The organism is Streptomyces sp. SM11, assembly GCF_002910905.1.
GTDB lineage: Bacteria > Actinomycetota > Actinomycetes > Streptomycetales > Streptomycetaceae > Streptomyces.
In genome coordinates this window covers 24,690-49,863 of sequence record NZ_NEUE01000250.1, presented here as the reverse complement: position 1 = coordinate 49,863, position 25,174 = coordinate 24,690, and the positions used below count along the sequence as shown (strand labels likewise).

Genomic DNA, 25,174 nt, shown 5'->3' with positions numbered 1-25,174 from the left:
GGCAACGCGTGAGTACGGCGGGCCTCCGCCCCGAGGAGCCGGAGACCCGCCGCGTCATGCGTCACCCGTTCCGGTCATCGACCGGTGCGGGTCACTCGTACGGGATCTTCAGGACCGCCGCGTCCGTGCCGGTCTGCACCTGGGACGTGCCGTTGCCGAGCGCGTTCCAGATCTCCAGGCGGACCGTGCCGTTCCTGAGTTCGCCCAGGCTCCCGGTGGTCGTCCGCGCGCCGACCGCGTGCGTGTACTCCTCCCAGCCCGCGACCGGGTCGGTCGCGAAGTAGCGGAAGGTCTCGGCCTGGTCGAACGTGCCGTCGCCGGTGAGGTCGTAGCTGACCCGGACCTGCGGAGCGAGTCCGACCTCGGTGCCCGCGTCCACCCGGAGGCGGAACGCGGTGGCGGCCCCGGCGGCGACCTTGCCGTTGACCTGCTTCACCTCGTAGACGGTCGGGCGGTACGGGGTGCCGTCCCGGTTGACGCCGTCGGCCGAGGCGATGGTGTCCGTGCCCGCCGGGCCGGTGGTGTCGGTGGTGAGGACGCCGCCGGACTTGAGACGGAAGGTGTTACCGGTGGGCGGGTCCGGGTCCGGGTCTCCGCCGCCGGCTCCCGTGCCGGTGGCCGTCGAACGGGCCGGTACGGAGAGGGTCTTGCCGTCGGAGAAGGTGACCGTGCGGGCGCTGGACCCGTGGTTGTGGGCGGTGTAGGTGCGGGTGCCGTTCTTGGTGAAGACGGCGGAGGTGGGCAGGTCGCCACTGACCGTCATGTCGGGCGCGCCGAGCGTGTCGAGGGTGTTGATCCAGTGGTAGGTGTGGGCCTTGGACTCACCCTGCTCCGGCACGTAGTTCCCGTTAGCGCCGTCCCACTTGGCCTTCGCCGCCGCCGGATCGGACAGCGCCTCGAACTCCCAGAGCAGGTCGCGCCACTCCTGGGCGGGCCCGCCGTTCTCACGCTCCATCTCGGCGATGTTCCGCTTGACGGCGGCCTTCTCGCGGGCCAGGTGGAGTGAACCACCGGTCACCGGAAGGACGTTGATGCCGTGGATCTCCTCCGGGTTGGCGGTCCACCAGGTCGAGTACGCGCCGCCGCTGCCCCAGACCATGCCGACCGTGTCGTGGCCGAAGGAGTCGGGGAAGACCTGCTGGTCGGCGTCGAACCAGTACTGGGTGATCGCCTCCGACTCGGTCGTCAGCAGGAAGCTGCCGAGGTCGCGGAGGGAGGTGTCGCCGGTGGCCGCACCCCAGAGGACGAGTCCCGCGCTGAGGTTGATGGACTCGGAGGAGGACTCCTGGTTGTTGCCCGCCGCGAAGCCCTGGTGGCCGGAGGCCCAGCTGTGGCCCGCGTACACGTCGAAGCCGCGCAGGAAGGGGTAGGCGGAGTCGGTGCGGCTGGGGTTGGCCGCGTCGCGCACCAGGTGCTCGACCATCGAGCCCCAGGCGGAGTCGGCGGCCCAGGCCCGGTCGTACTGGGCGATGATCGCCGCCGCGTAGACGTAGTAGCTGTAGTGGAAGTGGTGGTCGTTCAGCTCGGTGTCGCTGCCGTACGAGGCCGGGTAGCCGGTGAGGGTCTTCCAGTCCTTGTCGTAGCTGAACTCACCGGCCCCGCCCGCCGTGAACCACTCCTGGAGCCGGCCCTTCATCAGGCCGAGGAGCTTGTCGCGGGTGGCGGTCTCGCCGATCTGGTCGGCGACGGGCACGAGCTGGGCGAGGCGGCCGAGCGCCTTGCCGGTCCAGTAGGTGTCCGAGGCCCCCGAGAACGGGTCGGCGGCGTTCGCGACCTCGTTGAGATAGCCGGTCAGCCGGGCCTTGTCGACGCCGCTGGAGGCGGGCAGCGCGGGCACGACGCCGTTGTTCTTCTGGCTGGTGGTGAAGGAGGCGGACTCGCGTACCTTCATCGTGCCGCGCGGCGATACGTACGTGTACGGGGTCAGCGCGTCGGTGGTGTGCAGCCACTGGTGGCGGTAGAGGGCCTGGAGCGTGCCGCGCTCGGTGCCCTCCTCGGCCTCGGTCGTCAGGCTGTAGGTCGCCCGCACGTCGCCGCCGGTGGACTGCCAGGCCACCCGGGAGCCGGTGACGAAGCTGAAGGCGTACTTCCGGTAGGTCGCGAGCGCGTCCGTGGAGGGCAGCACGGCGAGCGAGAAGTAGTCCTTGGAGCCCAGGCCCGCGGTGATCGTGGAGCCGGAGACGTTCCAGTCGCTGCCGGTCGGCGCGAAGAGGGCGTAGTGGTGCCCGGCGACGGTGATGCCGAGGACGTTGCCGTCGTCCGAGAAGACCGCCGGCGCGGAGGCGGTGGTGACGCGGGCGTCGCCGCCGGAGCCCTTGGCGTACACGAAGGGCATGCCGTGGCCGATGGTGGCCCGGAAGGTACGGGAGCCGTCGGCCCAGTAGGGCGTCACCGTCCAGTCGGACCAGGCGTCGGCCTTGGTGTCGGGTGAGTTCAGTCCGCTGAGGCCGACGGTCAGGTCGGCCTTGTGGGCGTACTCGTACTGCCGGCCGTCCCCGACGACCGCGGGCGTGGTCGGGTAGCCGACCTCCAGTCCGCCGGAGGTCGCCTGGTAGGTGAGGGGGTGGCCGTACATGGGGGTGCTGTACGGGTTGTCGCCGTAGCGCTGGAAGGCGAGCGAGGACCACCAGTCGTTGGTCGGGACCGGCTTGTTCCGCGCGGCGGCGGTGACCTTCGGGGTGACGGGCGCGCCGGTGTTGGTGGTCGGGCCCGAGGTACCGGCGGGGCGGGTGTCGGTATAGCTGCCGGAGCCGGCGGGGATGGTGGCGGCGGCAGCGGGGGAAGCGGCGGGTCCCAGGCCGACAGCGGCCACGGCGATGGCGAGGAGCGTCGCCGCGGCGGGTCTGGAGGCGAATCTGGGGAGGGAGGTTCGCACGAGCAGCACCTCGATCATGGGGGGCGAGAAGCGCGTTCGAGAGCGCTCTCAGGTGCCAAGGAACGTAAAACTCCTGAAACGTAAGTGTCAAGAGAACGCACACGAACGGCAGTTGGGCGTCCGACGGGCGCAACTCCAAGCTGTTATGCGTTCGAGTCTTGACGGGGCGAGGGCGGTGGGGGACGCTCCAGACGCAGGTCTGAGAGCGCTCTCAAGGCGCTCGGTTCACCCCGAAGCCAAGGGAGGCTTCCCATGCCCATCGCCCGAGCCGCCAAGAGAGCCACCGCCCGCCTCGGCGCGGTCGTCCTCGCCGGGGCCCTCCTCGCCGCCTGTGGATCCAGCGACTCGTCGGACTCCTCCGACAGCGCGGGCGGAAAGGTCACGCTCACCGTCGACCTCTTCGGGTCCTTCGGCTTCAAGGAGGCCGGCCTGTACGAGGAGTACCAGAAGCTCAACCCGAACGTGACGATCAAGCAGAGCGACACCCAGGACGAGGCGGACTACTGGAAGTCACTCCAGACCCGCCTCGCGGGCGGCGGCGGTCTCGCGGACGTGCAAGGGGTCGAGGTGGGCCGCATCGCGTCGGTCACCCAGCAGCAGTCCGACAAGTTCCAGGACCTGAAGGAGTTCGGGGCCGACAAGCTCAAGGACGAGTTCGCCGAGGCCAAGTGGTCGGCGGCGACCACGAAGGACGGCAAGATCCTCGGCCTCGGCACGGACGTCGGCCCCGAGGCCATGTGCTATCGCACCGACCTCTTCAAGCAGGCCGGCCTGCCCACGGACCGCGAGGAGCTCGCGAAGAAGTGGGCCACGTGGGACGGCTACCTGGAGCTGGGCAAGCAGTACAAGAAGAAGGCCCCCGCCAAGAGCGCCTGGCTGGACAGCGTCGGCTCGCTCTACGGGATCATGATCGGCCAGGAGAAGGAGCGGTACTACGACGCCTCCGGCGAGCTGATCTACGACAGCAACCCGGCGGTCAAGGAGGCCTGGGACACCTCCGTGGAGGCGGCCGAGGCGGGCCTGAGCGCCAAGCTCGACCAGTGGTCCCCGCAGTGGAACCAGGCGTTCGCGGCCGGTTCGTTCGCGACGATCCCGTGCCCGGCCTGGATGCTCGGCTACGTCAAGGGCCAGGCCGGCGACGCCGGCCAGGGCAAGTGGGACATCGCCAAGCTGCCCGGCGGCGCGGGCAACTGGGGCGGCTCGTACCTCTCCATCCCGCGTGCGGCCAAGCACAAGAAGGAGGCGTACGCACTCATCGAGTGGCTGACCGCCCCCGAGCAGCAGGCGAAGGTCTTCCAGAAGCAGGGCAACTTCCCGTCCTCGACCGGTGCCATCGAGACGATCGCGGACGCCGAGGACGAGTACTTCTCGGGCGCCCCGATCGGCCAGATCTTCGGCGACGCGGCCAAGGAGTCCCCGGTCCAGGTGCTGGGTGTGCACGACCAGAACGTGATGCAGCAGATCACGAACGCGCTGAGCGAGGTCGAGCGCAAGGGGAAGGCGTCGGACAAGGCGTGGGAGACGGCGAAGAAGGGCGTGGCCAACGTGATCGGCTGACGCCGCTCGCCGCTGTCCCGACTCCTTCCCTCCCTCCTTTCTCCTTCCTCCTCCTCCTTCCTCCTCCTTCCTCCTCCTTCCTCCTCCCTTCTCCTCCCTTCTCCTCCCTCCCGGGGGCCGGTCCGCCCGCGCACGGGGGATGGACCGGCCCCGGCCCCGTGCCCTTGGCTCCCCCACCAGTCCGCTCCCGATCCCGAAGGGCCGCACCGTGTCCCTCACCGCCACCGCGAAGGCCGGGCCACGCCCGTCCGGAACCGGGCCCGGCCCCGACGACGGCCGGGCCGCCGCCCTCCGGCGCACCTGGCGCAAGGCCTCCCCGTACGCCTACATCGCCCCCTTCTTCACGCTCTTCCTGGCCTTCGGACTCTTCCCGCTCCTCTACACGGCGTTCGTCTCGCTCTACCGGGTCGAGCTCCAGACGAGCGGCGAGATGGAGTGGCGGGGCATCGCCAACTACACGGCGCTGTTCACCGACGAGTACTTCTGGATCTCACTGCGCAACACGTTCACCATCGGCGTGCTGTCGACGGTCCCGCAGCTGGCGATGGCACTGGGCCTCGCCCACCTGCTCAACTACAAGCTGCGCGGGCGGACGTTCATCAGGACCGCGATCCTGCTCCCGTACGCGACGTCCGTCGCCGCGGCCACGCTCGTCTTCGCACAGCTCTTCGGCCGGGACTTCGGTCTGATCAACTACGTGATCGGGCTCGTCGGCTTCGACCCGGTGGACTGGCAGACGGGGACGGTCGCCTCGCAGATCGCGGTCTCCAGCATCGTGATCTGGCGGTGGACCGGGTACAACGCGCTGATCTACCTGGCGGGGATGCAGTCGATCCCGCACGAGCTGTACGAGGCGGCGGAGATGGACGGGGCATCGCGCTGGCGCCAGTTCATCCACGTGACACTGCCCGGACTCCGCCCCACGATCGTCTTCACGGTGATCATCTCGACGATCGGCGCGACGCAGCTCTTCGGTGAGCCGCTGCTGTTCGAGGGGTCGATCTCCGGCGGCATCTCGCACCAGTACCAGACCCTCGGCCTGTACATGTACGAGCAGGGCTGGGGCTTCTTCCACCTGGGCCGGGCCGCGGCCATCGCCTGGGTGATGTTCGTCCTGATCGTGGTGCTCGTCGGGGCCAACGCCCTGCTCGTACGCCACCGTGCACGCAAGGAGGCCAGCCGATGACCGCGCTCGCCGCACCGCCGACCGCGCCCGGGAAGGGCCGCCCGCCGCAGGACCCGCCCGGAAAGCGTCCCCGCTTCCGCAAGGGGGGCGGTGGGGCGGGCCGGACGATGAAGGGCGGCTGGCTCTCCTATCTCATCCTCGGCCTCGCCCTGCTGATCTCGGCGTTCCCGTTCTACTGGACGATCGTCGCGGCCAGCCGGTCCAACGCCGACCTGGCCCAGGTGCCGCCGAGCCTGCTGCCGGGCCCCAACCTGATCAAGAACTTCGACGCGGTCCTCGAAGAGGCGGACATCGGCAAGGCGCTGCTGAACTCGCTGATCGTGTCGGGGTCCATCACCCTCGGCACGGTCCTGTGCTGCACGCTGGCCGGATTCGCCTTCGCCAAGCTGAAGTTCCGGGGCCGGGGCGCGCTGCTGACGCTGACGATCGGGACGATGATGATCCCGCCGCAGCTCGGCGTGATCCCGCTGTTCATGCTGATCGCCGAACTCCAGTGGGTGAACCAGCTCCAGGCCGTGATCCTGCCGGGCCTGGTATCCGCCTTCGGCGTCTTCTTCATGCGCCAGTACCTGGTGCAGTCGCTGCCGGACGAGCTGATCGAGGCGGCCCGGGTGGACGGGGCGTCGACGGCCCGGATCTTCTGGTCGATCGTGATCCCGATCGCGCGGCCGGGGATGGCGGTGCTCGGGATGCTCACGTTCATGACGGCGTGGAACGACTTCTTCTGGCCGATCATCGCGCTGTCCTCGCAGGAGCCGACCGTGCAGGTCGCGCTGCGTCAGCTCGGCGGCGGTTACGTCAACGACCAGTCGGTGATCATGGCCGGCACACTGCTCGGCACACTGCCGGTGCTGCTGGTCTTCGGCCTGCTGGGCCGGCAGATCGTCGGCGGCATCATGCAGGGCGCGGTCAAGGGCTGACGCAGCGCCCTTCCCTCCCGCTTCCTCTGCTCGTCCCCTCCTCCCCTCCTCCCCTCGCTCTGGAGTGTCCGTCCCATGACCGCTGTCGATGCCCGTCCGGCGACCTCCGCGGAGTCCCGCCCCGACACCGTGGTGGGACTCCGCTTCCCCACCGCGTTCCGCTGGGGCACGGCCACCGCCGCCTATCAGATCGAGGGCGGGGCGACCGAGGACGGCCGTACGCCGTCCATCTGGGACACCTTCAGCCGGACGCCCGGCAAGGTGCGCAACGGCGACACCGGTGACATCGCCGCCGACCATCTGCACCGGATGCCGGACGACGTACGCCTGATGAAGGAACTGGGCGTCACGGACTACCGGTTCTCCGTCTCCTGGCCCCGGGTCCAGCCGACCGGCCGGGGCCCGGCCGTGGAGCGCGGCCTGGACTTCTACCGCCGCCTGGTCGACGAGCTGCAGACGGCCGGGATCAGACCGGTCGCCACGCTCTACCACTGGGACCTGCCGCAGGAGCTGGAGGACGCGGGCGGCTGGCCCGAGCGGGACACCGCGCACCGGTTCGCGGAGTACGCGGGCCTGGTCGCGGGGGCGCTGGGCGACCGGGTGGAGACCTGGACGACGCTCAACGAGCCCTGGTGCGCGGCGTTCCTCGGATACGGGAACGGGGTCCACGCCCCCGGCCGGACCAGCGACCTCGCGGCCCTGCGCGCCGCCCACCACCTGAACCTCGCACACGGCGCCGGCGCCCGGGTCCTGCGCGACCGCCTGCCGGAGACGGCCGAGATCTCGTTGACGCTGAACCTCCACGCCCTGCGTCCTCTGAACGACACCCCGGCCGACCGGGACGCGGTGCGCCGGATCGACGCGGTGGCGAACCGGATCTTCCTGGACCCGGTCTTCCACAGCCGGCTGCCGCAGGACCTGGTGGAGGACACGGCGGCGGTGACGGACTGGTCGTTCGTGCGGGACGGCGACCTGGAGGTCACGTCGACCCCGATCGACTCGCTGGGCATCAACTACTACTCCCCCAGCGTGGTTTCGGCGGGCAGGTCGGAGTCCCCCTCCCCGTGGGCGGGCGCGGAGCAGCATGTGGCGTTCACCCCGGCAGAGGGCCCGCGCACGGCGATGGACTGGCCGGTGGACGCCGACGGCCTGTACGAACTGCTGACCCGCCTGCGCGACGAACTGCCCTCCCTGCCCCTGCTGGTGACGGAGAACGGGGCCGCGTACGACGACTACGCCGACCCGGAGGGCGAGGTCCACGACCCGGAGCGGGTGGCGTACCTGGACGCCCACCTGAGCGCCGTGCACCGGGCGATCGAGGACGGGGCGGACGTATGCGGGTACTTCCTGTGGTCGCTGCTGGACAACTTCGAGTGGGCGTACGGGTACAGCAAGCGGTTCGGCATCGTCCACGTCGACTTCGCGTCGCAGCGCCGCACGGCGAAGGACAGCGCGCGGTGGTACGCGGGGGTCATCGGGCGGGGTGGGCTGGAACGGGGGTGAGGGGCGGGCGGCCCGGAGGCCCCGACGTGTGCCCGGCCTCGGCGCCGGACGGGCGCTGCGCACTCTCTCGCCCCCTCCCTCGGGGTCGTGCAGGATCCCCGCAGACGCATCGTCCTGAACCACGGGCGGCGCAGGCTCAGCGCGACGCACACCGCCTCCACCGCCGCCACCGGCGGTGGAGGCGGTGGAGGCGGTGGCGGTGTCGGTGGCGTACGAACAGTGCGGCCAGGATGACCAGGGAGCGCTTCCCTGCAGCCGGCGGCAGGCCCCGCCAGGCTCCTCCGTTCCACAGGGCCTGCCGGGCCCGGGGCACACGCTCCGGGCCCCGTGGCGTGTGCCCGGCCGCGCAGGCGGGCGGTGCCCGATGCCTCCCGGAATGGCCCGGGCTGCTTTCGGCCGGATGAACGGCCGGCGATGCACGGCGGACCGGCGAGTAACGGGCCCGGCGGGCACCAGGACGCCGGAATGGCCGGAAGAGACCATGGGGGTCAGAGCCGCGCACGCGCTTCGGGGCGCGGCGGACGCGGCGCCGACGGAAACAGGGCTGCTCAGCAGAGAGGCGGACGGAAGTCCGTCCGGCCCGGTGAACCGGGTGCGCGGCCCTCTACCGGCCCTCCGCCGGCCCTCCACGGAGGGCCCCCGCCCCCTGGACGGCGACTGCATGGGCGCCCTCTTCCACCCCTGAAGCAACATGGCGCGAATGCGCCCCTTCTGGCCGGTGCCGCGGGACACGCCCCTTGACGACCTCCCGACCCTCATCCGTATGGTCTAGACCAGGCATCGAGAGGCGGCCGGCCACGTCGATCACGTACCGGCCCCGCCTCGTGCGAAACCCGCCTCGTTCGAGCCCATGAGCAGCAGCTGAAGAACGTCGACACCACGGCACCGGCCACGGACCCCGGCAGCCTTCCGGTACTCGCCCGCCACTTCCCCCGCCACCTCACCCGCCGGCCCCCACCTGCGCACCGCCCCGCAATGCCCCAGGTACCCGCCGAGCCGCGCGGGCCACCCATGCACGTTTTCCCCACCCCCACAGACACAGCGGGAGATCGCACATGAGCAGCCACACCGTAGAGCCGCGCCTGACCCCGCCCGGCAGCGAACCCGAACCCCTGGCCCGCAGGCCCGAGTTCGGCCGTGGTCACCAGCCCACGACCGGCCCGACCAACCCGACCGGCCGGACGGACCCGACAGCCCCGGCCGGTCCCCGAATCCTGAGCCGAACGGCCGCGCTGGTCGACTCCCACGCCCTCGCCCTGCTGAGGGTGACGGTCGGCATCGTCTTCCTCGGCTTCGGCGTCCTGAAGCTGTTCCCCTCGGCCAGCCCCGCGGAGCAACTGGCCGTCGACGCGGCGACGAGGATGACCCTGGGCCTCGTACCGGAGACGGCCCTGCTGCTCTCCCTCGCGGCACTGGAGACGGCCATCGGCATCGGTCTGCTCGCCGGCCGCCGTCTGTTGCGCCCCGCCCTCGTCGCGTTCTTCCTCCACATGGGCGGCGTGTTCTCGACCCTCTTCCTCCTCCCCGACGCGATGTGGCAACCCCACTCGCCCGCCCCGACGATGGAGGGGCAGTACGTCGTCAAGAACGTGGTCCTGGTGGCCGTGTGCCTGGTCGTGGCCGCGAACGAATGGGGACGCGGGTCCAGATCGTCACGGCGCCGGACGGGACAGACCCGGCAACGGCAGGGTGAGCGGGGCGGATCCGCCCCGGAACGCCCCGGCCAGGGCGGCAGCACCAGCGGCACCAGCGGCGATCAACCGACGTGGGCCGGCACCTCGGCGAGCTGTTGCGGGGTGCCGGCGGGGCGAGTACCGCGGAGCATGGTCGCGGCGACGACCGCCGCGGCCACCAGGGTGACGGCGGTGGCGAGGAACACCGCGGAGTAGCCGCCGGTGAGGGCGCTTGCCCGGCCGCCACCGTTGACGCTCGCCGCATGCACCCGTACGAGCACCTCGCCCGGCTTGCGTGCCGGCACCGGGACCGGGACCCGACCCTCGCAGAGTGCCTCGGGCCCCGTCGGCCTGCGGACGGATGCCCGGGAGAACAGGGAGCGCATCCTGCGGGCCGCCCGCGAGGCGTTCGCCGAGCAGCTCACCGAGTGCGCGGGCGCGCCGGACGAGGCGCTGGAGGACCCGGACCCCTGGCGCGGCTTCCACGCGGTGTTCCGCAAGGTGTGCGCGATGCAGGCCGCCGACCGGGGCTTCACCCACGCGTTCCTCTCCCGTTTCCCGGACGAAACGGCTTTCGCCGGGGAGCGCGACCGGGCGGAGAAGGGGCTGGCCCTGCTGGTGCGGCGGGCACAAGGGGCGAGAGCGCTGCGTCCGGACCTCGACGTGCCCGACGTGGTGCTGGTGCTGCCGGCCAATCGCAGCGTGGTGAACGCGGCGGGGGCGGATGCCGCCGCCGCGCCCCGCCGACTGGTGGGCTACCAGCTGGAGTCGTTCCGGGCCGGGCTTTCCGCCGGCCCGCTCCCGCCGCCTGCGGGGATTGAGCTGGAAGGTCTTACTGGAGTTCGCTGAAGCGTTCGGTTGCCCGGGTGCGTCCGGCGACGATGATGGTGTCGTCCGCCTCGACGACCGTTTCGGGGGTGGCGTAGGTGAAGCCTTCCCCGGGGCGCTTGATGGCGACGACCGTGATGCCGTAGCGGGAGCGGACGGCGCTGTTGGACAGGGGGAGGCCGATGATGTCGGCGGGCGGGTTGGTCTTGACCATGGCGAAGTCGTCCTCGAACTCGATGTAGTCGAGCATGCGGCCCCGCACGAGGTGGGCGACGCGCTGGCCCATGTCGTGCTCGGGGTAGACGACGTGGTGGACACCGAGCTGGGTGAGGATGCGGCCGTGGGCCTTGCTGATGGCTTTGGCCCAGACGTCCTCGATGCCGAAGGAGATCAGCAGCGAGGCGGTGAGGATGCTGGCTTCGAGATCGCTGCCGATGGCGACGACGGCACGGTCGAACTCGTGGACGCCCAGCTGGCGCAGTGCGTCCTCCTTGGTGGAGTCGGCCCGCACGGCGTGGGTGAGGGAGCCCGAGACGGCTTGCACCACTTCGGCGTTCTCGTCGATGCCGAGCACTTCGGTGTCCTCGTCGACGAGTTCCAGGGCCAGGGCGCGGCCGAAGCGGCCCAGTCCGATGACGACGACGGAGCCCTGAGGTCCCCCCGTACGGCGCTTCTTGGGGGTGGTCTTCCTAGCCAATGACGGGTCGCTCCTCGGGAAGGTCGAACAGGCGGACACGGGTGCGCAGGGCGAGTGCGGAGGCGACGGTGATGGGGCCGAGCCGGCCGATGAACATCAAGGCGATCAGCAGCAGCTGCAACCCGACGGGGAGGTCGGCGGTGATGCCCGTGGACAGGCCGACGGTGGCGAAGGCGGAGGTGACCTCGAACAGTGACTGGTCGAGGTTGTGGTCGGAGAAGACCATGAAGGCCACGGTGGTGACGGCGACGGCGGCCACGGACAGCAGCACCACGGTCAGGGCCTGCCGCTGGAGGTCGCCGTGCAGACGGCGGTGGAAGATGTTGACCGCCCCTTCGCCGCGGATCTCGGCGTATATGACGAAGAACAGCACGGCGAAGGTGGTGACCTTGATACCGCCGGCGGTGCCGGCGCTGGCTCCGCCGATGAACATCAGCACGTCGGTGCCCAGCCAGCTCGCGGGGTTCATCTGGGAGGTGTCTAGGCTGTTGAACCCGGCGGTGCGCGGCATGACGCCCTGGAAGAACCCGGCCAGCAGTTTGCCGGGGGCGTCCAGGGGGCCCAGGGTGGCGGGGTTGGACCATTCGAGCGCGGTGATGAAGGCGCTGCCGCCGACCAGGAAGACTACGGTGGCCCACAGCACGATCTTGGTGTGCAGGGACCAGCCGCGTGGCTTGCGGAACCGGCGGCGCAGCTCGAACAGGACGGGGAAGCCCAGCCCACCGGCGATGACCGCCAGCGCGATGGGCAGGCAGATCCAGGGGTCGGTGACGAAGCCCATCAGGCTGTCGGAGTACAGGGCGAATCCGGCGTTGTTGAACGCGGAGACGGCGTGGAAGACGCCCAGCCAGAGAGCCCGGGGCCAGGACTCGTCGTAGGCGGTGGCGAACCGCAGGGTCAGGACCAGCGCGGTGATCGCCTCCAGCAGCAGGCTGACCTTGACCACACCGGTCACGACCGAGCGAACGTCGCCCAGCCCCAGGGTCTTGGTCTCCGCGGCGGCCGTCATGCGGGCTTTCAGACCGAAGCGGTGGGAGACCAGGAGAACCAGCAGGGAGGCGAAGGTCATGATGCCGAAGCCGCCCACCTGGATGAGCCCCAGGATCACCGCCTGCCCGAACCCGGTCCAGTACTCGGGTGTGTCCACCACGATCAGACCGGTCACACACACCGCGGAGGTGGAGGTGAACAACGCCTCCAGCACACCGGCGCCGCCCGGCCCGGCCTTGGCCACCGGCAGCATCAGCAGACCGGTCCCGGCCACGATCGCGGCGGCGAAGCCGACCACGACCGCCTGCGCCGGATGCCGGAGGCGCGGCCACCGCTGCCTCACCACACCAAGCCCTCCGCATTGCGGACGGACACCACGATTGTTCGCACTGGAAGACGATAGACAACCTTGACGCCGTTTTCGACAGTAGGCCCTGCCGTCCGCCCTCAGTCGTGCCTAGGCTTACGCCATGGGCCCCCTGAGCAGCTTCCGTGTCCGCATCACTCACCTGCCCGTGCCGACCCTGCGACCGATCGGGTGAAGGGTCCGGATTTCGCCCGGGGCCTGCGGCACACCGAGTACTCCTTGCTCCTGGCCGCCGTGCTGCTCCTCGCAGCCGGGGCGGTCAGCGACTCGTGGTGGCTGCTGGGCGTCGGGGCGTGGGCGCTGATCGCCGGGGGCCTGATCGAAATGATCTACCGGCCGTGACAGGCTCCGCCGGCCGGCGGACCCCGGCATCCGACTCCTGAGGAACAGGACCACAGGTCAGCCGTGTCGTCCTGGGGAATGGCCGTGCCGCGCCGCGCCAAGGCGTACGAACCGCGCGTGCGGGCTACGCCCACCGGCACGGGGCGACGAGTGGGTCACTTCTCGGCGGTACCGGGTTCCCTGCCGATGGACTCCTGGTAGACGTCCGCATAGGTTCGTGAGTCCTTGACCAGGTCGTCGCAGAACGCGGCGACGTCGTTGCCGATGAGCTCCAGGCCCCCCTTGCCCGCGGCGGCGCCTTCCTCGAAGAAGTCGACGATCCCGGGGAGCAGAAGCGGCCGAACGTGACGCTTCAATTGCTGCCCTTCTCGGCAGGGCTGCATGATCTGATGGGCGGTTCGCTGACGGTCCTGTGGCTGGCCAACGGCAAGGCCGTGGCCTATCTGGAGGGCAGCAAGTCCGGTGAACTGGTTGAGGAATCAGGACGCGTCGAGGAGCTGCGCTTGTCCTACGATGTACAGCGAGACAAGGCGCTCTCTCCGGAGCAGACAACCGAGTTCATCCAGCAGCTGGTCAAGGAGATCCGAACATGCCATCCCGCCGAGCCGACCTGAATTCCGCGACATGGCGGAAGTCCTCGTACAGCAACTCAGACGGCGGACAGTGCATCGAGGTGTCCGACGGCTTTCCGGGCGTCGTCCCCGTGCGCGACTCCAAGCAGCCGGAGGGCCCGGCCCTCGTCTTCGGAGCCTCGGCGTGGTCGGCTTTCGTCAGCGACGTCCGCTGAGCCCTTCCGGAGTGGAGCACCCCGGCGGCGCTTCACGCGATCGCTCGAACCAGGGCTGCAGAAGCGGCTCCACCTCTGGCTGAAGGGCAGTAGGTCGTTGAACTGCAACAAGAATCAGGACACTCTGAGCAGCTGTTCACGTTCAGTCATTCACTACGAACTCAGGCGTTTCGCCCAGAGGTGGCGAGGCTGAACTCGCCCTGCTGCTCCGCAGTCGGGAGTTGATGGGCGACCAGCATCTCGTTGGGAGGCGATTGCCGTATCGCAAGAGCTCGATGACGTTGAGCCGACCCTGGGCGCGCACGATACCTCGGCCCCTTAACGCCGACGACCCGGCCATCCTGCGCGAAGGCAACTGGCTGCGCACGAGTCCGCGCGGCATCACTCTGGTCACCACCCGGCAGGTCGCCTCCCATTGGTGGCCCGGTGCAACACTTCACCACGTCGGTGTATTGCCGCGGGAGGACGCGGCGCAGGTGCTGTGCGACCTGGCGCCGGAGAGGGGCACCGCGGAGGAAGCGGCTGACATCGCGGACCGGCTGGGCCGTCTGCCACTGGCGCTCACCCTCGCAGGTGGCTATCTGGCACACCAGGTGATCAGTCCATGGAGCATGGCGGAGTACGGGCTTGCCCTCGACCGGGGCAACGGGGTGGATCCCATCGAACTTCTGGATCAAGGGGCTGCGTACGGCGGCGGCAACCCTTCGCGTCATCTCGCCAGCACCACCTGGGAACTGTCGCTGAACGCACTGCACGCCCAAGGGTTACCGGAAGCCACGACCTTGGTCCAGTTGCTCAGCTGCTGGTCCCACGACCCGCTGCCTCTCCACCTGCTGACCGGCCCGGGCATCGATACAGTGCTGCCCCGGGCCCGCGTGGAGTTGGCACTCCGCGGCCTGCTCGACCACTCCCTCACACGGCTGGTTCCCGGTCCGCCTCGCTGTCTGCGGACCCACGGGGTACTGCTGGAAAGCATCGCCCGGGGCACCCCGTCCGGTCAGCGCGACGCTTTGGTGAGCACTGCCGCGGAACTGCTCATGGCAGTCATGCCGGACGTGTCGCGTCCATGGGCCCGCGAAGATCCACCTCTCGCTCCGTACGTACCGCACACCCTGGCGTTGCTACGGCGAGCGACTCAGTGGGCCGAGGTCGGGCGGGCAACCATGGCGCGCGTGCTGGAGTGCACGTCCGGTTGGCGATCGCACTCCATCGAGCCGGAGATTACGCGTCTGCCCTGTCGGTGGCGCAGGACGCGGCGACACGCGGGACGCGGAGCCTTGAGGCGAACCACCCTGCGGTGATCGCCATCCGCCAGCGTGTGGGGCGGTCCCTCTACCGGCTCGGGCGTTACGAGGAGGCGGAGGCGGCCCATCGCCTCGCCCTTACTGATTGCACAGCTGTGTTCGGTGCGAGTGCCGTCGAAACGCTGGAGAGCTGTGCTGGGTTGTCCCCGGTGCTCGCCTGGGTTCTCGATCAGAAGGACGAGGCGGTGGCATTGGTGCGCCGTGCGGTCGAGGGCCGGTCCGCCGCACTCGGTGCGACTCATCCATCGACGCTCATCGCGCGGACGTACCTGCTGGAGTTCGTTGCCGGTCCGGAGATGGATCCGGCCACCGGAGCCGAGTTGGTGTCGGACTGCCACAGGGAGGTCGGTCCCGGGCATCCCATCACCTTGGACGCCGAACTGAACTACGGCTTCGCCCTGGTCGCCGCGGGCCATCGAAGCCGGGCTCTGCCTCTGGTCCGCACCGTGGTCGCGGGCTCCGAGCGCACCTACGGAATCGACCATCCGAAGACTCTCGCCGCCCGCTCCCTGCAGAGTCGCGTTCTCGGGGAGCTCGGGCTGTTCGAGGAGGCGGTGGAACAGGCAGAGCTGGTGGCGAATGCCCGGACACGCGTGCTGGGGGCCGGGCATCCATGGACCCGGTGGTCGCTGGAACGCCTCGTGGAGCGACAGCGAGCCCGGGACGACGTGCGAGGCACTGGCGGTGGAGAGTAGAGGGGCGATGAAGGCCGCCCCGCCCGCCGACGTGCGTCCCCTCACCCCGCCCACCTCCCCGTCAGAAACGTCAGCGCGACGATCGTCGTCACCGGTGCGGCCACGCACAAGTACGCCGTGCTGAACCGCGCATGACGCAGGCTCAGCGCCGCCAGGCCGATCCACAGCGGCCACCACAGCAGCGTCGCGCGCGGGATGGACGTGTACCAGTACGAGGTCCCCAGGGCCCACAGGCTGAGGGCCACGTACACCGCCTCCGGCCAGCGGCGGCGGCGCAGAAGGACGGCGACCAGCGCCAGGCCCACCAGCATCGCCGCCAACTCCGCCTGGAACATGAACGCGTACCCCGTCGACTGCGTACGGTCGAACGCCCCGTGCCAGGTGTTCGCCCACGCCTCCCAGGGAGCGTGGAAGGTGCGGCACCAACCGCGTTCCTGCGCGTGCTTCCAGGCCATCCAGTCGCCGGTGTGCGTGTGCAGATACCAGCTGTACGCGGCCGGCGGCAGCGCCGGAAGCAGCAGCCAGCCCGCCGCCCGCCAGTCCCGCCGGGTCCGGGCGGACAGCACGAAGGCCAGCGCGATCGCGGCGGCCAGGAACAGGCCGCTGACCCGCACCGTCGTCGCCAGCGCGGTCAGTCCGGCGGCAAGCGCCCACCGGTGCCTCATCGCCGCGATCCAGGCGGGCAGGGCGAACGCGAGGAACAGCGCCTCCGTGTACCCGACGGCCAGGAACACCGCGCAGGGCGAGAGCAGGAAGAGAGCGGCCGTACGGCGGCCCGCCGCGTCCTCCGGCAGATACGCCCGCGCGATACGGGCCAGGGCCAGTACGGCCACCGCCCCCGCGACGAACGAGATCAGCAGCCCGGCCGCCGTCCAGTCGGGCACGACCGTGTGCACGGCGCGGAGAAGGAGGGGGTAGCCCGGGAAGAACGCCTCCCGGTTGTCCCAGCCGATGGTCCACGGCCCCGCGCCGGCGGGGAAGTAGCCGTCGCGCGCTATGTGGAGGTAGTGGTTCGCGTCCCACTGCTGGAAGGGCGCGAGGACGGGCGCCGCCTCCCGTGTGCCGGGGCGGGCCGGGAACATCCGGCGGGCGAAGTGAGCCGTGGTCCACAGGGATATCCGGGTCAGCAGATAGAGCCACAACACGCCCCGGTCGGCGGATGTCAGGCGATCGGCCACCCGGCGGAACCACCCCGCCCGGGGCTCGGGCGGGACGGGCACCCGGGGCTCGGGCGGTGCGGGGCGGACGGAGGCAGGCCGCAGCCCGGGGGAAAGCGTGGACAGACTCAGGCACCTTTCGGGCGTGCCTCACGGATGCGACGAGGCGTACGGGACCGCCCGGTGAAGCCGCCGGGGCACGGACGGGGGCAGGGAAGGGGAAAGAACGAAGTTGGTGTCAGGGCATCGACGTGGCCCCATCGGTCGTCGCCGACGGCGTGGACGTCGGCGACGACCGCGTCGTGCTCGCGGTATGGCTCGTGCTCGTCCTCGTGGGCACTCCGCCCGGGGCGGTGGACCGGCCCACCGCCCCCTGGGTCCCCATGGTCTCCGCACCCCCCGGCAGCGATGCGGGGGTCCCGCAGACGGTGGGCGAGCGCCGCCCGTCCACGGACCAGATGCGTCTTGATCGTGCTGCTGGAAAGCCCGGTCTCCCCGGCGATCTGCTCGACCGTGAGGTCGCACAGGTAGTGCAGGGTCAAGGTCCGCCGCTGCTGGGCGGGCAGTTCCCGAAGCGCGCCGACGAGCACCACGTGGTCCGGGTCCGGCGGCGCGACGTGCTCCGCCGCGCCACTCCCCCGGCCCCAGGCGTCCGCCGACCGACGCCGAAAACGCCACCGGCTCACCGCCAGACGCCACGCGACCGTACGGATCCACGCCTCGGGCTGCCCGTCACGCTCCAGCCGCCCACGCCGGATCCACGCCTTGACGAACGCTTCCTGCACGACGTCCTGCGCCTCCTGGAGGTCGCCGGTCATCACGTACAACTGGCCTGTGAGACGCGCGACCGCCCGGGCGTAGAACTCTTCGAACTCCTCGACGGTCAAAAGTTGCTCCCGGATCTTTCGCTTCACCGGGTATACGCCCGCCGACGGGCATCCGGTCGACACTACCCAGAAGGAATCGGGGGTGACGGTCATCACAGCGTCACAGCAGTTGAAGGGCGCGGCGCAGCGCGACGATCGCAGCCGGCCGGACATCGTGCCCGTGCTGTTCCATCCAGGCGAGCCACGCCTCGATGTCGTCGTCCATGTCGGGCTCCTCGCCCTTCCCGGCGTCGGTCGTCCGCTGCCGCAACCACGAGACGGCGCCCTCGCGCCGCTCCACCGCATGAGGGGCCAGCTCGCCCACGGCCAGCACGAGTTGCTCCGCCGCCGACAGGTCGGGCTCGTCCTCGAACCGGGCCAGGAAGCGGTCGACGAGATCGTCCGCCCTGTGGGTGGCCCGTGCGAGTACGGCGGCCACTCCGGCCCGGACGTCCTCGTCGCCTTCCACGTCGTCGGCGAGGAGCGGAAGCAGCGCGTCGACCGCCCGCTCCCAGGCGGCGGGCCAGGCGGCGGGGGCGGTGCGCCACCATCCGCCGGGCCCCGGCCCGGGTGCCGCGGCGCGGGCTTCGTTCCCGGCGCGGGCGAGAACGGCGAGCGTCTCCAGGATCTGCGGACGCACCTTCACGGCCGGGTCCCGGACGGCCTCGACGAGGAACGGAAGCACCTCGGGCGCCGCGGGCCGCACCGAACCGCCGTCGCCACAGCACACGAAGTGAAGGGTGGCGTGGGCGTCATGGGCCGTTCGCAGATCGGGGGACCAGAGCCACTCCAGCAGGTCCGGCCCGCACTGCCCCTCCGGCTTGGGGATGGCGGGGTCGACCACCTTCGTCCAGTCGACCTCCGCGGTGAACCGGGCCGTCAGCTCCGCACCCGCACTCGCACCCGCGTCCTCCGGGTCGTTCATACCGCCCCCGTTCCGCTTCGGCCTCCCGAAGCTCAAGCCGCGAGATCCGAGCGCTCTTAACAAGGATGGGGTAGATGGGTCAGCTTTCCCACCCACCCACCCTGGCTGCGAAGTTGACAATTCGTGATCGAGTTGCGACGCACGGTCGCCAGGCTCTAGCGTGCGGGAAGACCACGACCAGGCAAAAGGACGACCCCCACCGGTGCTCCAACACCGACAGGGGTCTAGCCACCGAAGATCGAAACCAGAAAGCGATCCCCATGGCTGACAGCCAGCTTAGTGATGCCCCCCGCGCCCCGCGCGAGACCCCGTCCGCGACCCCCCACCCCAGGGCCAAGCCCGGCTACGGCAAGCGCTCCGCCCCCGGCGAACGCCCCCGCACCGAACGGGGCTTCGCCCACCTTCTCCCCCGCGACGCCGCCGTCGCCGCCTACATCGACCGGCTGCCCGACGGCTCCGACGTATCCGTGAAGACCCTGGCCAAGCACCTGCCGTACGGTCAGTGCGCCCTGCGCACCACCCTCAACCGACTTCAGGAACGGGGCACCTGCGGCGCGGCAGCGAGTGCGTGATCACGGACAAGGTCATGCTCTGGGTGACCCGGACCTTCTTCTCCCGCACCGCACGCGAGGACGACTGGTGGAACGCCTACACCCGGGGTGACGCCCCGCCGGACGAGCCCCGACGACCCACCCGCTCCCGGGCGTTCATTCTGCTGGCCGCCCTGGGGCGCAAGGCCCCCATGCTGACACTGTCCGCCGCCGACTGCGTACATCTGGAACCGCAGGTCAGCGAGTGGTTCGCGCGGGGTGCCACGGAGGCGGAGCTGCTGCACGCGCTCACCGGTGGGCTGCCGTCGCCCGTCCACTGCGCCGCCCGCCTCGTCGAACGGCGCCTGCGCGACAAGCTGCCGCCCGAGCGGGTCCTGCCGGGGCCCCGGACCGTCCTGCGCACCCTGGAGTGCGGCGAGTGCGGAGTGCCCGGCACCCCGGAAGCCCTCCTCGGGGGCCTCTGCCGACCGTGCCGGGGGCCGTCCCCCGAACCGCCGGTGGGGCCGCCGGGGGCCGTGCAGCCGCCTGGCGTACGGGACCGGATGAACGCGGTCCGGGCGGGTCTCGTTCCGCGATCCGAGAGGACATACCGATGACCATGCGGCTCGCCCGCAGATCCGACGGGGCACGATGGAGGGGAGGAGGCGACGCCATGACCCCCAGCACCGCCGATCACGCACCGCACGCCCAGATGTCCGTCGAGGAGTTCGAGCAGCTCGCCCGTACGTCCCCCGAGACCGTGACGCTTGAGCTCATCAACGGAAAGCTGGAGGTCAAGCCCGTGCCGGACGGGGACCACGGAACCATCTTCATGTGGCTGCTGCGTCAGTGCATGCAGCATCGGCCCGAACTCGACCTGCACCCCGAACAAGGGCTGATGGTGGAGGCATACCGGCAGGGCCGCGCCCGCCCGGACGGCACCCTCGCCCCTCGTCGGCACTTCGCCGGGCAAGGGGAGTGGGCGCCCGCCGAGGGTGTTCTGATGACCGTGGAAGTGACTTCCTACGACCACGACACCGACCGTCGCGACCGTAACGAAAAGCCTCACGGCTACGCGGCAGCGGGCATCCCGGTGTACCTCTTGATCGACCGCGAATCGGGCACCCTCGTCGTCCACAGTGAGCCCGACAAGGGCCGCTACCGGCAGCAGCACTCGTACGACTACGGCGAAGCCGTCACCCTCCCCGGACCCGTCGACATCACCCTGGACACCGAGGAGCTCAAGGACTACGCCCGCTGAGTCTCCGCCCCGTCCCTCACCGCGCGTCCGCCGCCAATTGCGTCGTCGCCAACTCCCGGTACAGGTCGTCCCCGGCTATCAGCTCCTCGTGCGTGCCCGCCGTGCGGACCCGGCCGTCCTCCAGGACCACGATGCGGTCCGCGTGCCGGACGGTGGACAGGCGGTGCGCGATGACCAGCACCGTCGTCCGCTCGGCGAGTTCGAGGATCACGTCGCGCAGCGCCTGCTCGTTGACCGCGTCCAGTTGCGAGGTCACCTCGTCGAGGAGAAGCAGCCGGGGGCTGCGCAGCAGGGCCCGGGCGATGGCGATGCGCTGGCGTTCGCCGCCGGAGAGGGTGACGCCGCGGTGACCGACCGCCGTGTCCAGACCGTCCGGCAGCCGGTCGACCAGGGTGTCCAGGCGGGTACGGGCCACCGCGGCCGCCAGCGCCTCGTCCTCGGCGTCCGGGGCGGCGAAGAGGAGGTTCTCGCGGAGCGTCCCGGCCAGGACCGGGGCGTCCTGTTCCACGTACGCGAGCGAGGCGCGCAGCTCGGCCAGCGGCCAGTCGCGGATGTCCCGGCCGTCCACGGTGATGGTGCCGGAGTCATGGTCGTAGAACCGTTCCAGCAGGCTGAACACCGTCGACTTGCCCGCCCCGGACGGGCCCACCAGCGCGACGAGTCCGCCGGTCGGGACGTCGAACGTCACCCCTTTGTGGGCCGGGGCGCGCTCGTCCCCGTACCCGAACGTCACGTCCTGGAAGGTGACGCCCAGCGGAGTCGAAGCCACATCGCGCGGTACGTCCTCGTAGGCACCCGCCGGTTCACCCGGCAGCGACTCCACCTCGTCGATCCTGCGCACCGCCGCGAGCCCGCTCTGCAGGCCCGTCCAGCCCTCCACCAGGCCGCCGATCGGGCCCATCAGGTAGAAGAGGTAGAGCAGGAACGCGATCAGCGACGAGATCTCCAGCGAGCCGGAGGCGACCCGCGCGCCGCCCACGCCCAGCACCGCCAGGAACGCCAGCTGGATCGACATCATCATCGTGACGTCGGAGACCGACGACCACCGCGCCACCGAGACCCCCCGGTCGTGCGCGTGCCGGGCCGCCGCCGCGACGGCCGCCGTCTCCCGCTCCTCCGCCCCGCTCGCCTTGACCGTACGGAACGCCTGGAGCACCCGGTCCAGGGCCGCGCCCATCGCGCCCACGGACTCCTGGGCGCGGAGCTGGGCCCGCTGGATGCGCGGCATCAGCAGGGACGTCACGGCTCCGATGCCGACGATCACCACCAGTGTCACGCCGAGCAGCGTCAGGTCCATGTACGCCATGAAGCCGATCGTTCCCAGCAGCATCAGCACGCTGTTGAACGACTCGACCAGGCCGCTGGAGAGGACCGTTCGCAGGAGCGTCGTGTCGCTGGTGACGCGTGACTGGAGGTCGCCCGGGGTGAGGCGGTCCACCGCCGGGACCTTCAACCTCATGATGCGGCCCACCAGTTGGTCGCGTGCGCGGAGCACGACGCCTTCTCCCGTACGGGACATGAGATAGCGCCCGTACGCGGAGAGACAGGCTCCGGCCAGCACGAGCGCGGTCAGCACGACGAGCGGACCGGCGGGCGAGCGGTCCGCCGCGAACGCGTCGACCGCGTGCTTCGCCATCAGCGGCATCGCGAGGCCGGCCGCGGACCCGGTGAGGGAGAGGAGGCCCGCACGGACGAGTACGCCCCGGTGCGGGCGGACCCGGGAGAGGAGGAGCCGGAGGGGGGAGGGGCCCGTCCCGCTGCTCTTGGCGGAGGGCGTCGGCTCCCCCGCGGGCCCCGTCGCCGGCGTCTCCTCGCCCTCAGGCGGCCTGCCCGCCCCCGTCCCCGTCGTCGTCCCTGCCACCGCGCTCACCCGGAACCCCCTCGCGTACGGTCACCACCACCAAGGGACGCAGATCCGCCGGTTCCGCCTGCTCCCCGACCGTACGGCCCCCCGCCTGTACCCAAGCATGCGGCGAGAACGGCGGAGCCGCCCGCACCCCCGCGCACCAGTCGGGCCAGACGCCGGACATCCGGCAGGCCAGGGCGACGGCGACCGAGCGGGGGAGGCAGCCGTAACGGCCCGCGCAGCGGCGGCTGGTGGCGACGACCGCTTCGAACACCTCCAGCGTCTCCGCGTACGATGCCGGGCGCGCGCCCCGGGCGCACCTGGCCAGCACCCGGCGCAGCCGGCCGGGCTTGAGACGGGCCAGGACGAACGCGGCGGCGATGGCCGTACGCAGCCGCGGGCCGCCCGCTCCCGCGCTCCGGCGCGGCATCGTCATCTCGGTGGTCATGGGCGCAGTATCTTCGCCTCGACGAGCTGCCGGGTCAGCTCCGCGACGTCCGACTCCGCCTCGGCGCGCTCGACGTCGAACGCGGCGAGGATCCGCTCCACGGCGATGTCGGGGGTGTGTCCCGCGGCGAGGGTGTCGACGACGATGACGCTGGTGTCGTTCAACTGCCAGTAGCTGCCGTCCTTCTCGTCGAGGAGGACGCCGCCGTACTCGGTGCTCGTGACGGCGATGCCTTTTCTGAGCTTCACAGGGTTGCCTCGCTGGTCGTGGAAGTGCGGTGGGGTGATGCCGGCCAGGCGTCCTCAGCCGTGCGGAGCCAGGTCTCCCCGGCCACGGTCGGGGAGATGGAGTGCTCGGCCAGGACCGGGGAGAAGGGCTCGGCGGCGAGCCGGAGCAGGCTGCGGGAGTCGACCAGGCCACGCTCGGCGAGGCGGGAGTCCGTCCACAACCCGGCCAGTTCCGTGGCGTGTTCGCTGAGTCCCTGGTGTTCGTCGGAGGACATGTGGTCCTTCGTCGTCCGGGCCAGCAGCGCGTCCGGCACCACCCCGCGCATCGCCTCGGCGAGCAGCGGTTTGTAGCGCCAGGGGCTGACCCGCTCCGGCAGGCGTACGGCGAGGGTCGCCTCCAGGATCCGGTCGTCGTAGAACGGCGCGGCGACCGGCAGCCCGATCGTCATGCCGATGTCCTCCATCGCCTGGAAGTGCCGGGCCCCCATCCGTACGGCGTCGATGTCCACATGCCGCCCGCGCCACGGGTCGATCGGCTCGGCGTGCTCGGCGGCGGCCCGGAACTCCTCGGTGATCAGGGCGCATCCGTGCTCGGTGAACCAGGGCCGCAGGGACTGCCGTACGCCCCAGGAGAGCAGCGGGGTCCGGGCGACGGGCCGGGGTTCGGTGCTGACCGCGCCCGCGATCCAGCGGGGGAACGTGGAGCGGTCCAGCAGGGCCTTCACCGTGGGCAGGAGAGGCCAGCCGAGCTGGTGGCGCAGGCCGCTGAGGTGGTTCCAGGCGGTGCGGGGGTTGCCGTGGAAGAGGTCCTGGTAGGCGTGGGGCAGACCGAGGAAGAGTTCGTCGCCGCCGTAGCCGGTGAGGTGGTAGCGGGAGCCGGTGGCGTGGGCCCGGCTCAGGAGCAGATGCGCACGGGCGCGGCCGGGGGCGACGGGGAGCGGTTCGTCGTTCAACTCGGCGGAGGTGGCAACGAGGTCGGCGTAGAAGTAGGGGGCGTCGGCGGCGGGGATCACGTGGTGGTCCGGGGCGGTGGCTCCTGGTGTGCTCCGGTTCGCCGCCTCGACCGCCCTCCGCGCCCAGGTCTCGTCCTCGCTGTAGCGGTCCCGGGCGGCCACTGTCAGCAGGGACAGCGCCGCCGGGCCGGTCTCCCGGGCGGCGAAGGCGAGGGCCGTGGAGTCCATGCCGCCGGAGAGCTCGCAGCTGATCCGGTCCACGCCGCCGACATGGGCCCGTACGGAGGCGGCGACGGCATCACCGAGTCTTCGGGCCCCCCGCGCCAGGGAGAGTTCGCCGGGCGGCGGCTCCCACCAGCGGTGCTCCGTGGGGCCGGGGACGGCGGCCGTGCCCGGTGCTGCGACGGGCAGGGCCAGGCCGTACCCGGCGCCGGTCTCGTACACGCCCCGCCACACGACGCGGCGGCTCAGGGGGTGCGGCACGAAGTCCAGCAGCCGTAGTGCCAGCGCGCCGTCGTCCAGGGGTGCGTCGGTCAGGCGGGCCAGGGCCGCGGGGCGGTCGGACGCGAGGGTTCCGGCCTCCGGGTGGCGGGCGTGGTAGATCCGGCGCAGTCCGGTGGCGGTGCCCCGGATCCAGGTCTCCCCGGAGAGCCGGGCGACGACATGGTACAGGCCGGGCAGCCGGGCGAGGCGGCGTTCCAGCCCGGCCCGGTCCCGGGCGCCCTCCAGGAGCCCGGCGAGCACGGCGTCGGGGACGCGGTCCGGGCCGATGAGGACGAGGGCGTCCGCGCCCCGGGCGAGGTGGCTGACCCTGCGGAACAGTGGGCGGGCGACGACCCAGGGCCGGCCCGAAGGGTGGGCGACGGTCAGGGCGTCGCCCGCCCGCGGAGCCGGCCCGGTCGCTCCCGGTGCGGGAAGCCGCCCGGCCACCGCCGCTCCCGCCACGCTGTCCGGCAGGACGACGAAGTAGTCACGCAGCTGGCCGGGCATCTTCACCTTTCGGAAGTTCTCACACGGTGCACAGGAAACTGGCCGGCGGATCAGATGATGCGCCGGGTCCAGTACTCCTTGTACGAGCCGACGAAGTAGCCGGCGGTCTTCTTCGAGAAGTCGCCCTGCTTGAACAGCGACGGCTTCACATAAGCCTTCTTCTGCAGCTTCATGACACCTTCCCTTCTGTAGGTTGACGACCATTGACGACCGTTATGCCCACATGGTCTCTGCATAACTGACGTTA

22 protein-coding genes and 3 pseudogenes are annotated in these 25,174 nt (G+C 70.9%); 13 read left to right on the top strand and 12 right to left on the bottom strand.

Going from position 1 to position 25,174, the window contains the following annotated elements:
• Window positions 1–91: 91 nt before the first annotated feature.
• The gene (locus B9S58_RS26605; protein WP_103534561.1) at window positions 92–2,893 is read right to left on the bottom strand and encodes a glycosyl hydrolase; all 2,802 of its coding nucleotides are present in this window, start codon (window positions 2,891–2,893) and stop codon (window positions 92–94) included.
• A 234-nt stretch (window positions 2,894–3,127) separates the two neighbouring features.
• Here B9S58_RS26605 and B9S58_RS26600 point away from each other — a divergent pair, with 234 nt between their 5' ends.
• The 6 genes and pseudogenes from B9S58_RS26600 to B9S58_RS26570 all read left to right on the top strand — a co-directional run bounded on the left by B9S58_RS26600 (window position 3,128) and on the right by B9S58_RS26570 (window position 10,563).
• Complete coding sequence (locus B9S58_RS26600; protein WP_103534560.1) at window positions 3,128–4,432, top strand: ABC transporter substrate-binding protein; 1,305 nt, start codon at window positions 3,128–3,130, stop codon at window positions 4,430–4,432.
• A gap of 208 nt (window positions 4,433–4,640) precedes the next feature.
• The gene (locus B9S58_RS26595; RefSeq protein WP_103534559.1) at window positions 4,641–5,618 is read left to right on the top strand and encodes a carbohydrate ABC transporter permease; all 978 of its coding nucleotides are present in this window, start codon (window positions 4,641–4,643) and stop codon (window positions 5,616–5,618) included.
• A complete protein-coding gene (locus B9S58_RS26590) occupies window positions 5,615–6,538 on the top strand; it encodes a carbohydrate ABC transporter permease (protein ID WP_103534558.1) in 924 nt (307 codons plus the stop codon). The genes B9S58_RS26595 and B9S58_RS26590 overlap by 4 nt, the downstream gene beginning before the upstream one ends.
• Before the next feature lie 75 nt (window positions 6,539–6,613).
• Window positions 6,614–8,041, top strand: a complete 1,428-nt coding sequence (locus B9S58_RS26585) for a GH1 family beta-glucosidase (RefSeq protein WP_103534557.1) — start codon at window positions 6,614–6,616, stop codon at window positions 8,039–8,041.
• Window positions 8,042–9,096: 1,055 nt separating this feature from the next.
• Window positions 9,097–9,711: pseudogene (locus tag B9S58_RS26580) on the top strand (DUF417 family protein); the annotation flags it as partial.
• Window positions 9,712–10,065: 354 nt separating this feature from the next.
• Complete coding sequence (locus tag B9S58_RS26570; protein ID WP_308457925.1) at window positions 10,066–10,563, top strand: TetR family transcriptional regulator; 498 nt, start codon at window positions 10,066–10,068, stop codon at window positions 10,561–10,563.
• On the opposite strand, the gene B9S58_RS26565 is transcribed toward B9S58_RS26570, so the two are convergent.
• Both B9S58_RS26565 and B9S58_RS26560 read right to left on the bottom strand, forming a co-directional pair.
• On the bottom strand, window positions 10,547–11,239 hold the full coding sequence (locus B9S58_RS26565) for a TrkA family potassium uptake protein (protein ID WP_103534556.1): 693 nt from the start codon (window positions 11,237–11,239) through the stop codon (window positions 10,547–10,549). The genes B9S58_RS26570 and B9S58_RS26565 overlap by 17 nt on opposite strands.
• Window positions 11,232–12,572, bottom strand: a complete 1,341-nt coding sequence (locus B9S58_RS26560) for a TrkH family potassium uptake protein (protein WP_103534578.1) — start codon at window positions 12,570–12,572, stop codon at window positions 11,232–11,234. Before B9S58_RS26560 ends, B9S58_RS26565 begins: the two co-directional genes overlap by 8 nt.
• Window positions 12,573–12,767: 195 nt before the next feature.
• Between B9S58_RS26560 and B9S58_RS38190 the strand changes: the two genes are divergently transcribed.
• Window positions 12,768–12,938, top strand: coding sequence for a hypothetical protein (locus B9S58_RS38190; RefSeq protein WP_181009467.1), 171 nt, complete (start codon window positions 12,768–12,770; stop codon window positions 12,936–12,938).
• Between the two features lie 155 nt (window positions 12,939–13,093).
• Here B9S58_RS38190 and B9S58_RS26555 read toward each other — a convergent pair whose 3' ends face one another.
• The gene (locus B9S58_RS26555; RefSeq protein ID WP_374935710.1) at window positions 13,094–13,324 is read right to left on the bottom strand and encodes a DUF1048 domain-containing protein; all 231 of its coding nucleotides are present in this window, start codon (window positions 13,322–13,324) and stop codon (window positions 13,094–13,096) included.
• On the opposite strand from B9S58_RS26555, the gene B9S58_RS26550 reads away from it, so the two are divergent.
• The 4 genes from B9S58_RS26550 (at window position 13,283) to B9S58_RS39455 (ending at window position 15,724) form a co-directional block, all read left to right on the top strand.
• A complete protein-coding gene (locus B9S58_RS26550) occupies window positions 13,283–13,552 on the top strand; it encodes a Scr1 family TA system antitoxin-like transcriptional regulator (RefSeq protein WP_181009466.1) in 270 nt (89 codons plus the stop codon). The two genes, B9S58_RS26555 and B9S58_RS26550, sit on opposite strands and share 42 nt — an antisense overlap.
• Entirely contained in the window at window positions 13,528–13,725 is a 198-nt protein-coding gene (locus tag B9S58_RS26545; protein ID WP_103534553.1) for a DUF397 domain-containing protein, read from the top strand. The genes B9S58_RS26550 and B9S58_RS26545 overlap by 25 nt, the downstream gene beginning before the upstream one ends.
• A 224-nt stretch (window positions 13,726–13,949) precedes the next feature.
• The gene (locus B9S58_RS39460; protein ID WP_258045062.1) at window positions 13,950–15,026 is read left to right on the top strand and encodes a hypothetical protein; all 1,077 of its coding nucleotides are present in this window, start codon (window positions 13,950–13,952) and stop codon (window positions 15,024–15,026) included.
• A complete protein-coding gene (locus tag B9S58_RS39455) occupies window positions 14,966–15,724 on the top strand; it encodes a tetratricopeptide repeat protein (protein WP_258045060.1) in 759 nt (252 codons plus the stop codon). The genes B9S58_RS39460 and B9S58_RS39455 overlap by 61 nt, the downstream gene beginning before the upstream one ends.
• A 41-nt stretch (window positions 15,725–15,765) precedes the next feature.
• Here the strand turns inward: B9S58_RS39455 and B9S58_RS26535 are convergent, their stop codons facing one another.
• From B9S58_RS26535 to B9S58_RS26525, 3 genes and pseudogenes are all read right to left on the bottom strand, one after another.
• Window positions 15,766–17,007, bottom strand: a complete 1,242-nt coding sequence (locus B9S58_RS26535; protein WP_181009465.1) for a mannosyltransferase family protein — start codon at window positions 17,005–17,007, stop codon at window positions 15,766–15,768.
• Between the two features lie 281 nt (window positions 17,008–17,288).
• A pseudogene (locus B9S58_RS26530) lies at window positions 17,289–17,768 on the bottom strand (SigE family RNA polymerase sigma factor); the annotation flags it as partial.
• A 100-nt stretch (window positions 17,769–17,868) separates the two neighbouring features.
• On the bottom strand, window positions 17,869–18,672 hold the full coding sequence (locus B9S58_RS26525; RefSeq protein ID WP_103534552.1) for a hypothetical protein: 804 nt from the start codon (window positions 18,670–18,672) through the stop codon (window positions 17,869–17,871).
• A 260-nt stretch (window positions 18,673–18,932) separates the two neighbouring features.
• Here B9S58_RS26525 and B9S58_RS26520 point away from each other — a divergent pair.
• Together B9S58_RS26520 and B9S58_RS26515 are read left to right on the top strand one after the other, a co-directional pair.
• Window positions 18,933–19,819 (top strand): annotated as a pseudogene (locus tag B9S58_RS26520) (hypothetical protein).
• Between the two features lie 56 nt (window positions 19,820–19,875).
• A complete protein-coding gene (locus tag B9S58_RS26515) occupies window positions 19,876–20,463 on the top strand; it encodes a Uma2 family endonuclease (RefSeq protein WP_103534551.1) in 588 nt (195 codons plus the stop codon).
• A gap of 16 nt (window positions 20,464–20,479) precedes the next feature.
• On the opposite strand, the gene B9S58_RS26510 is transcribed toward B9S58_RS26515, so the two are convergent.
• The 5 genes from B9S58_RS26510 to B9S58_RS26490 are packed head-to-tail and all read right to left on the bottom strand — an operon-like array spanning window position 20,480 to window position 25,100.
• On the bottom strand, window positions 20,480–22,333 hold the full coding sequence (locus tag B9S58_RS26510; protein ID WP_103534550.1) for an ABC transporter ATP-binding protein: 1,854 nt from the start codon (window positions 22,331–22,333) through the stop codon (window positions 20,480–20,482).
• Window positions 22,281–22,757 carry a lasso peptide biosynthesis B2 protein gene (locus tag B9S58_RS26505; protein ID WP_103534549.1) on the bottom strand — a complete coding sequence of 159 codons (477 nt, stop codon included), beginning with the start codon at window positions 22,755–22,757 and terminating at the stop codon, window positions 22,281–22,283. Before B9S58_RS26505 ends, B9S58_RS26510 begins: the two co-directional genes overlap by 53 nt.
• Window positions 22,754–23,005 carry a lasso peptide biosynthesis PqqD family chaperone gene (locus B9S58_RS26500; RefSeq protein ID WP_103534548.1) on the bottom strand — a complete coding sequence of 84 codons (252 nt, stop codon included), beginning with the start codon at window positions 23,003–23,005 and terminating at the stop codon, window positions 22,754–22,756. The genes B9S58_RS26505 and B9S58_RS26500 overlap by 4 nt, the downstream gene beginning before the upstream one ends.
• On the bottom strand, window positions 23,002–24,927 hold the full coding sequence (locus B9S58_RS26495) for an asparagine synthase-related protein (protein WP_103534547.1): 1,926 nt from the start codon (window positions 24,925–24,927) through the stop codon (window positions 23,002–23,004). The genes B9S58_RS26500 and B9S58_RS26495 overlap by 4 nt, the downstream gene beginning before the upstream one ends.
• Window positions 24,928–24,977: 50 nt before the next feature.
• On the bottom strand, window positions 24,978–25,100 hold the full coding sequence (locus tag B9S58_RS26490; protein ID WP_103534546.1) for a keywimysin-related RiPP: 123 nt from the start codon (window positions 25,098–25,100) through the stop codon (window positions 24,978–24,980).
• Window positions 25,101–25,174: the final 74 nt, after the last annotated feature.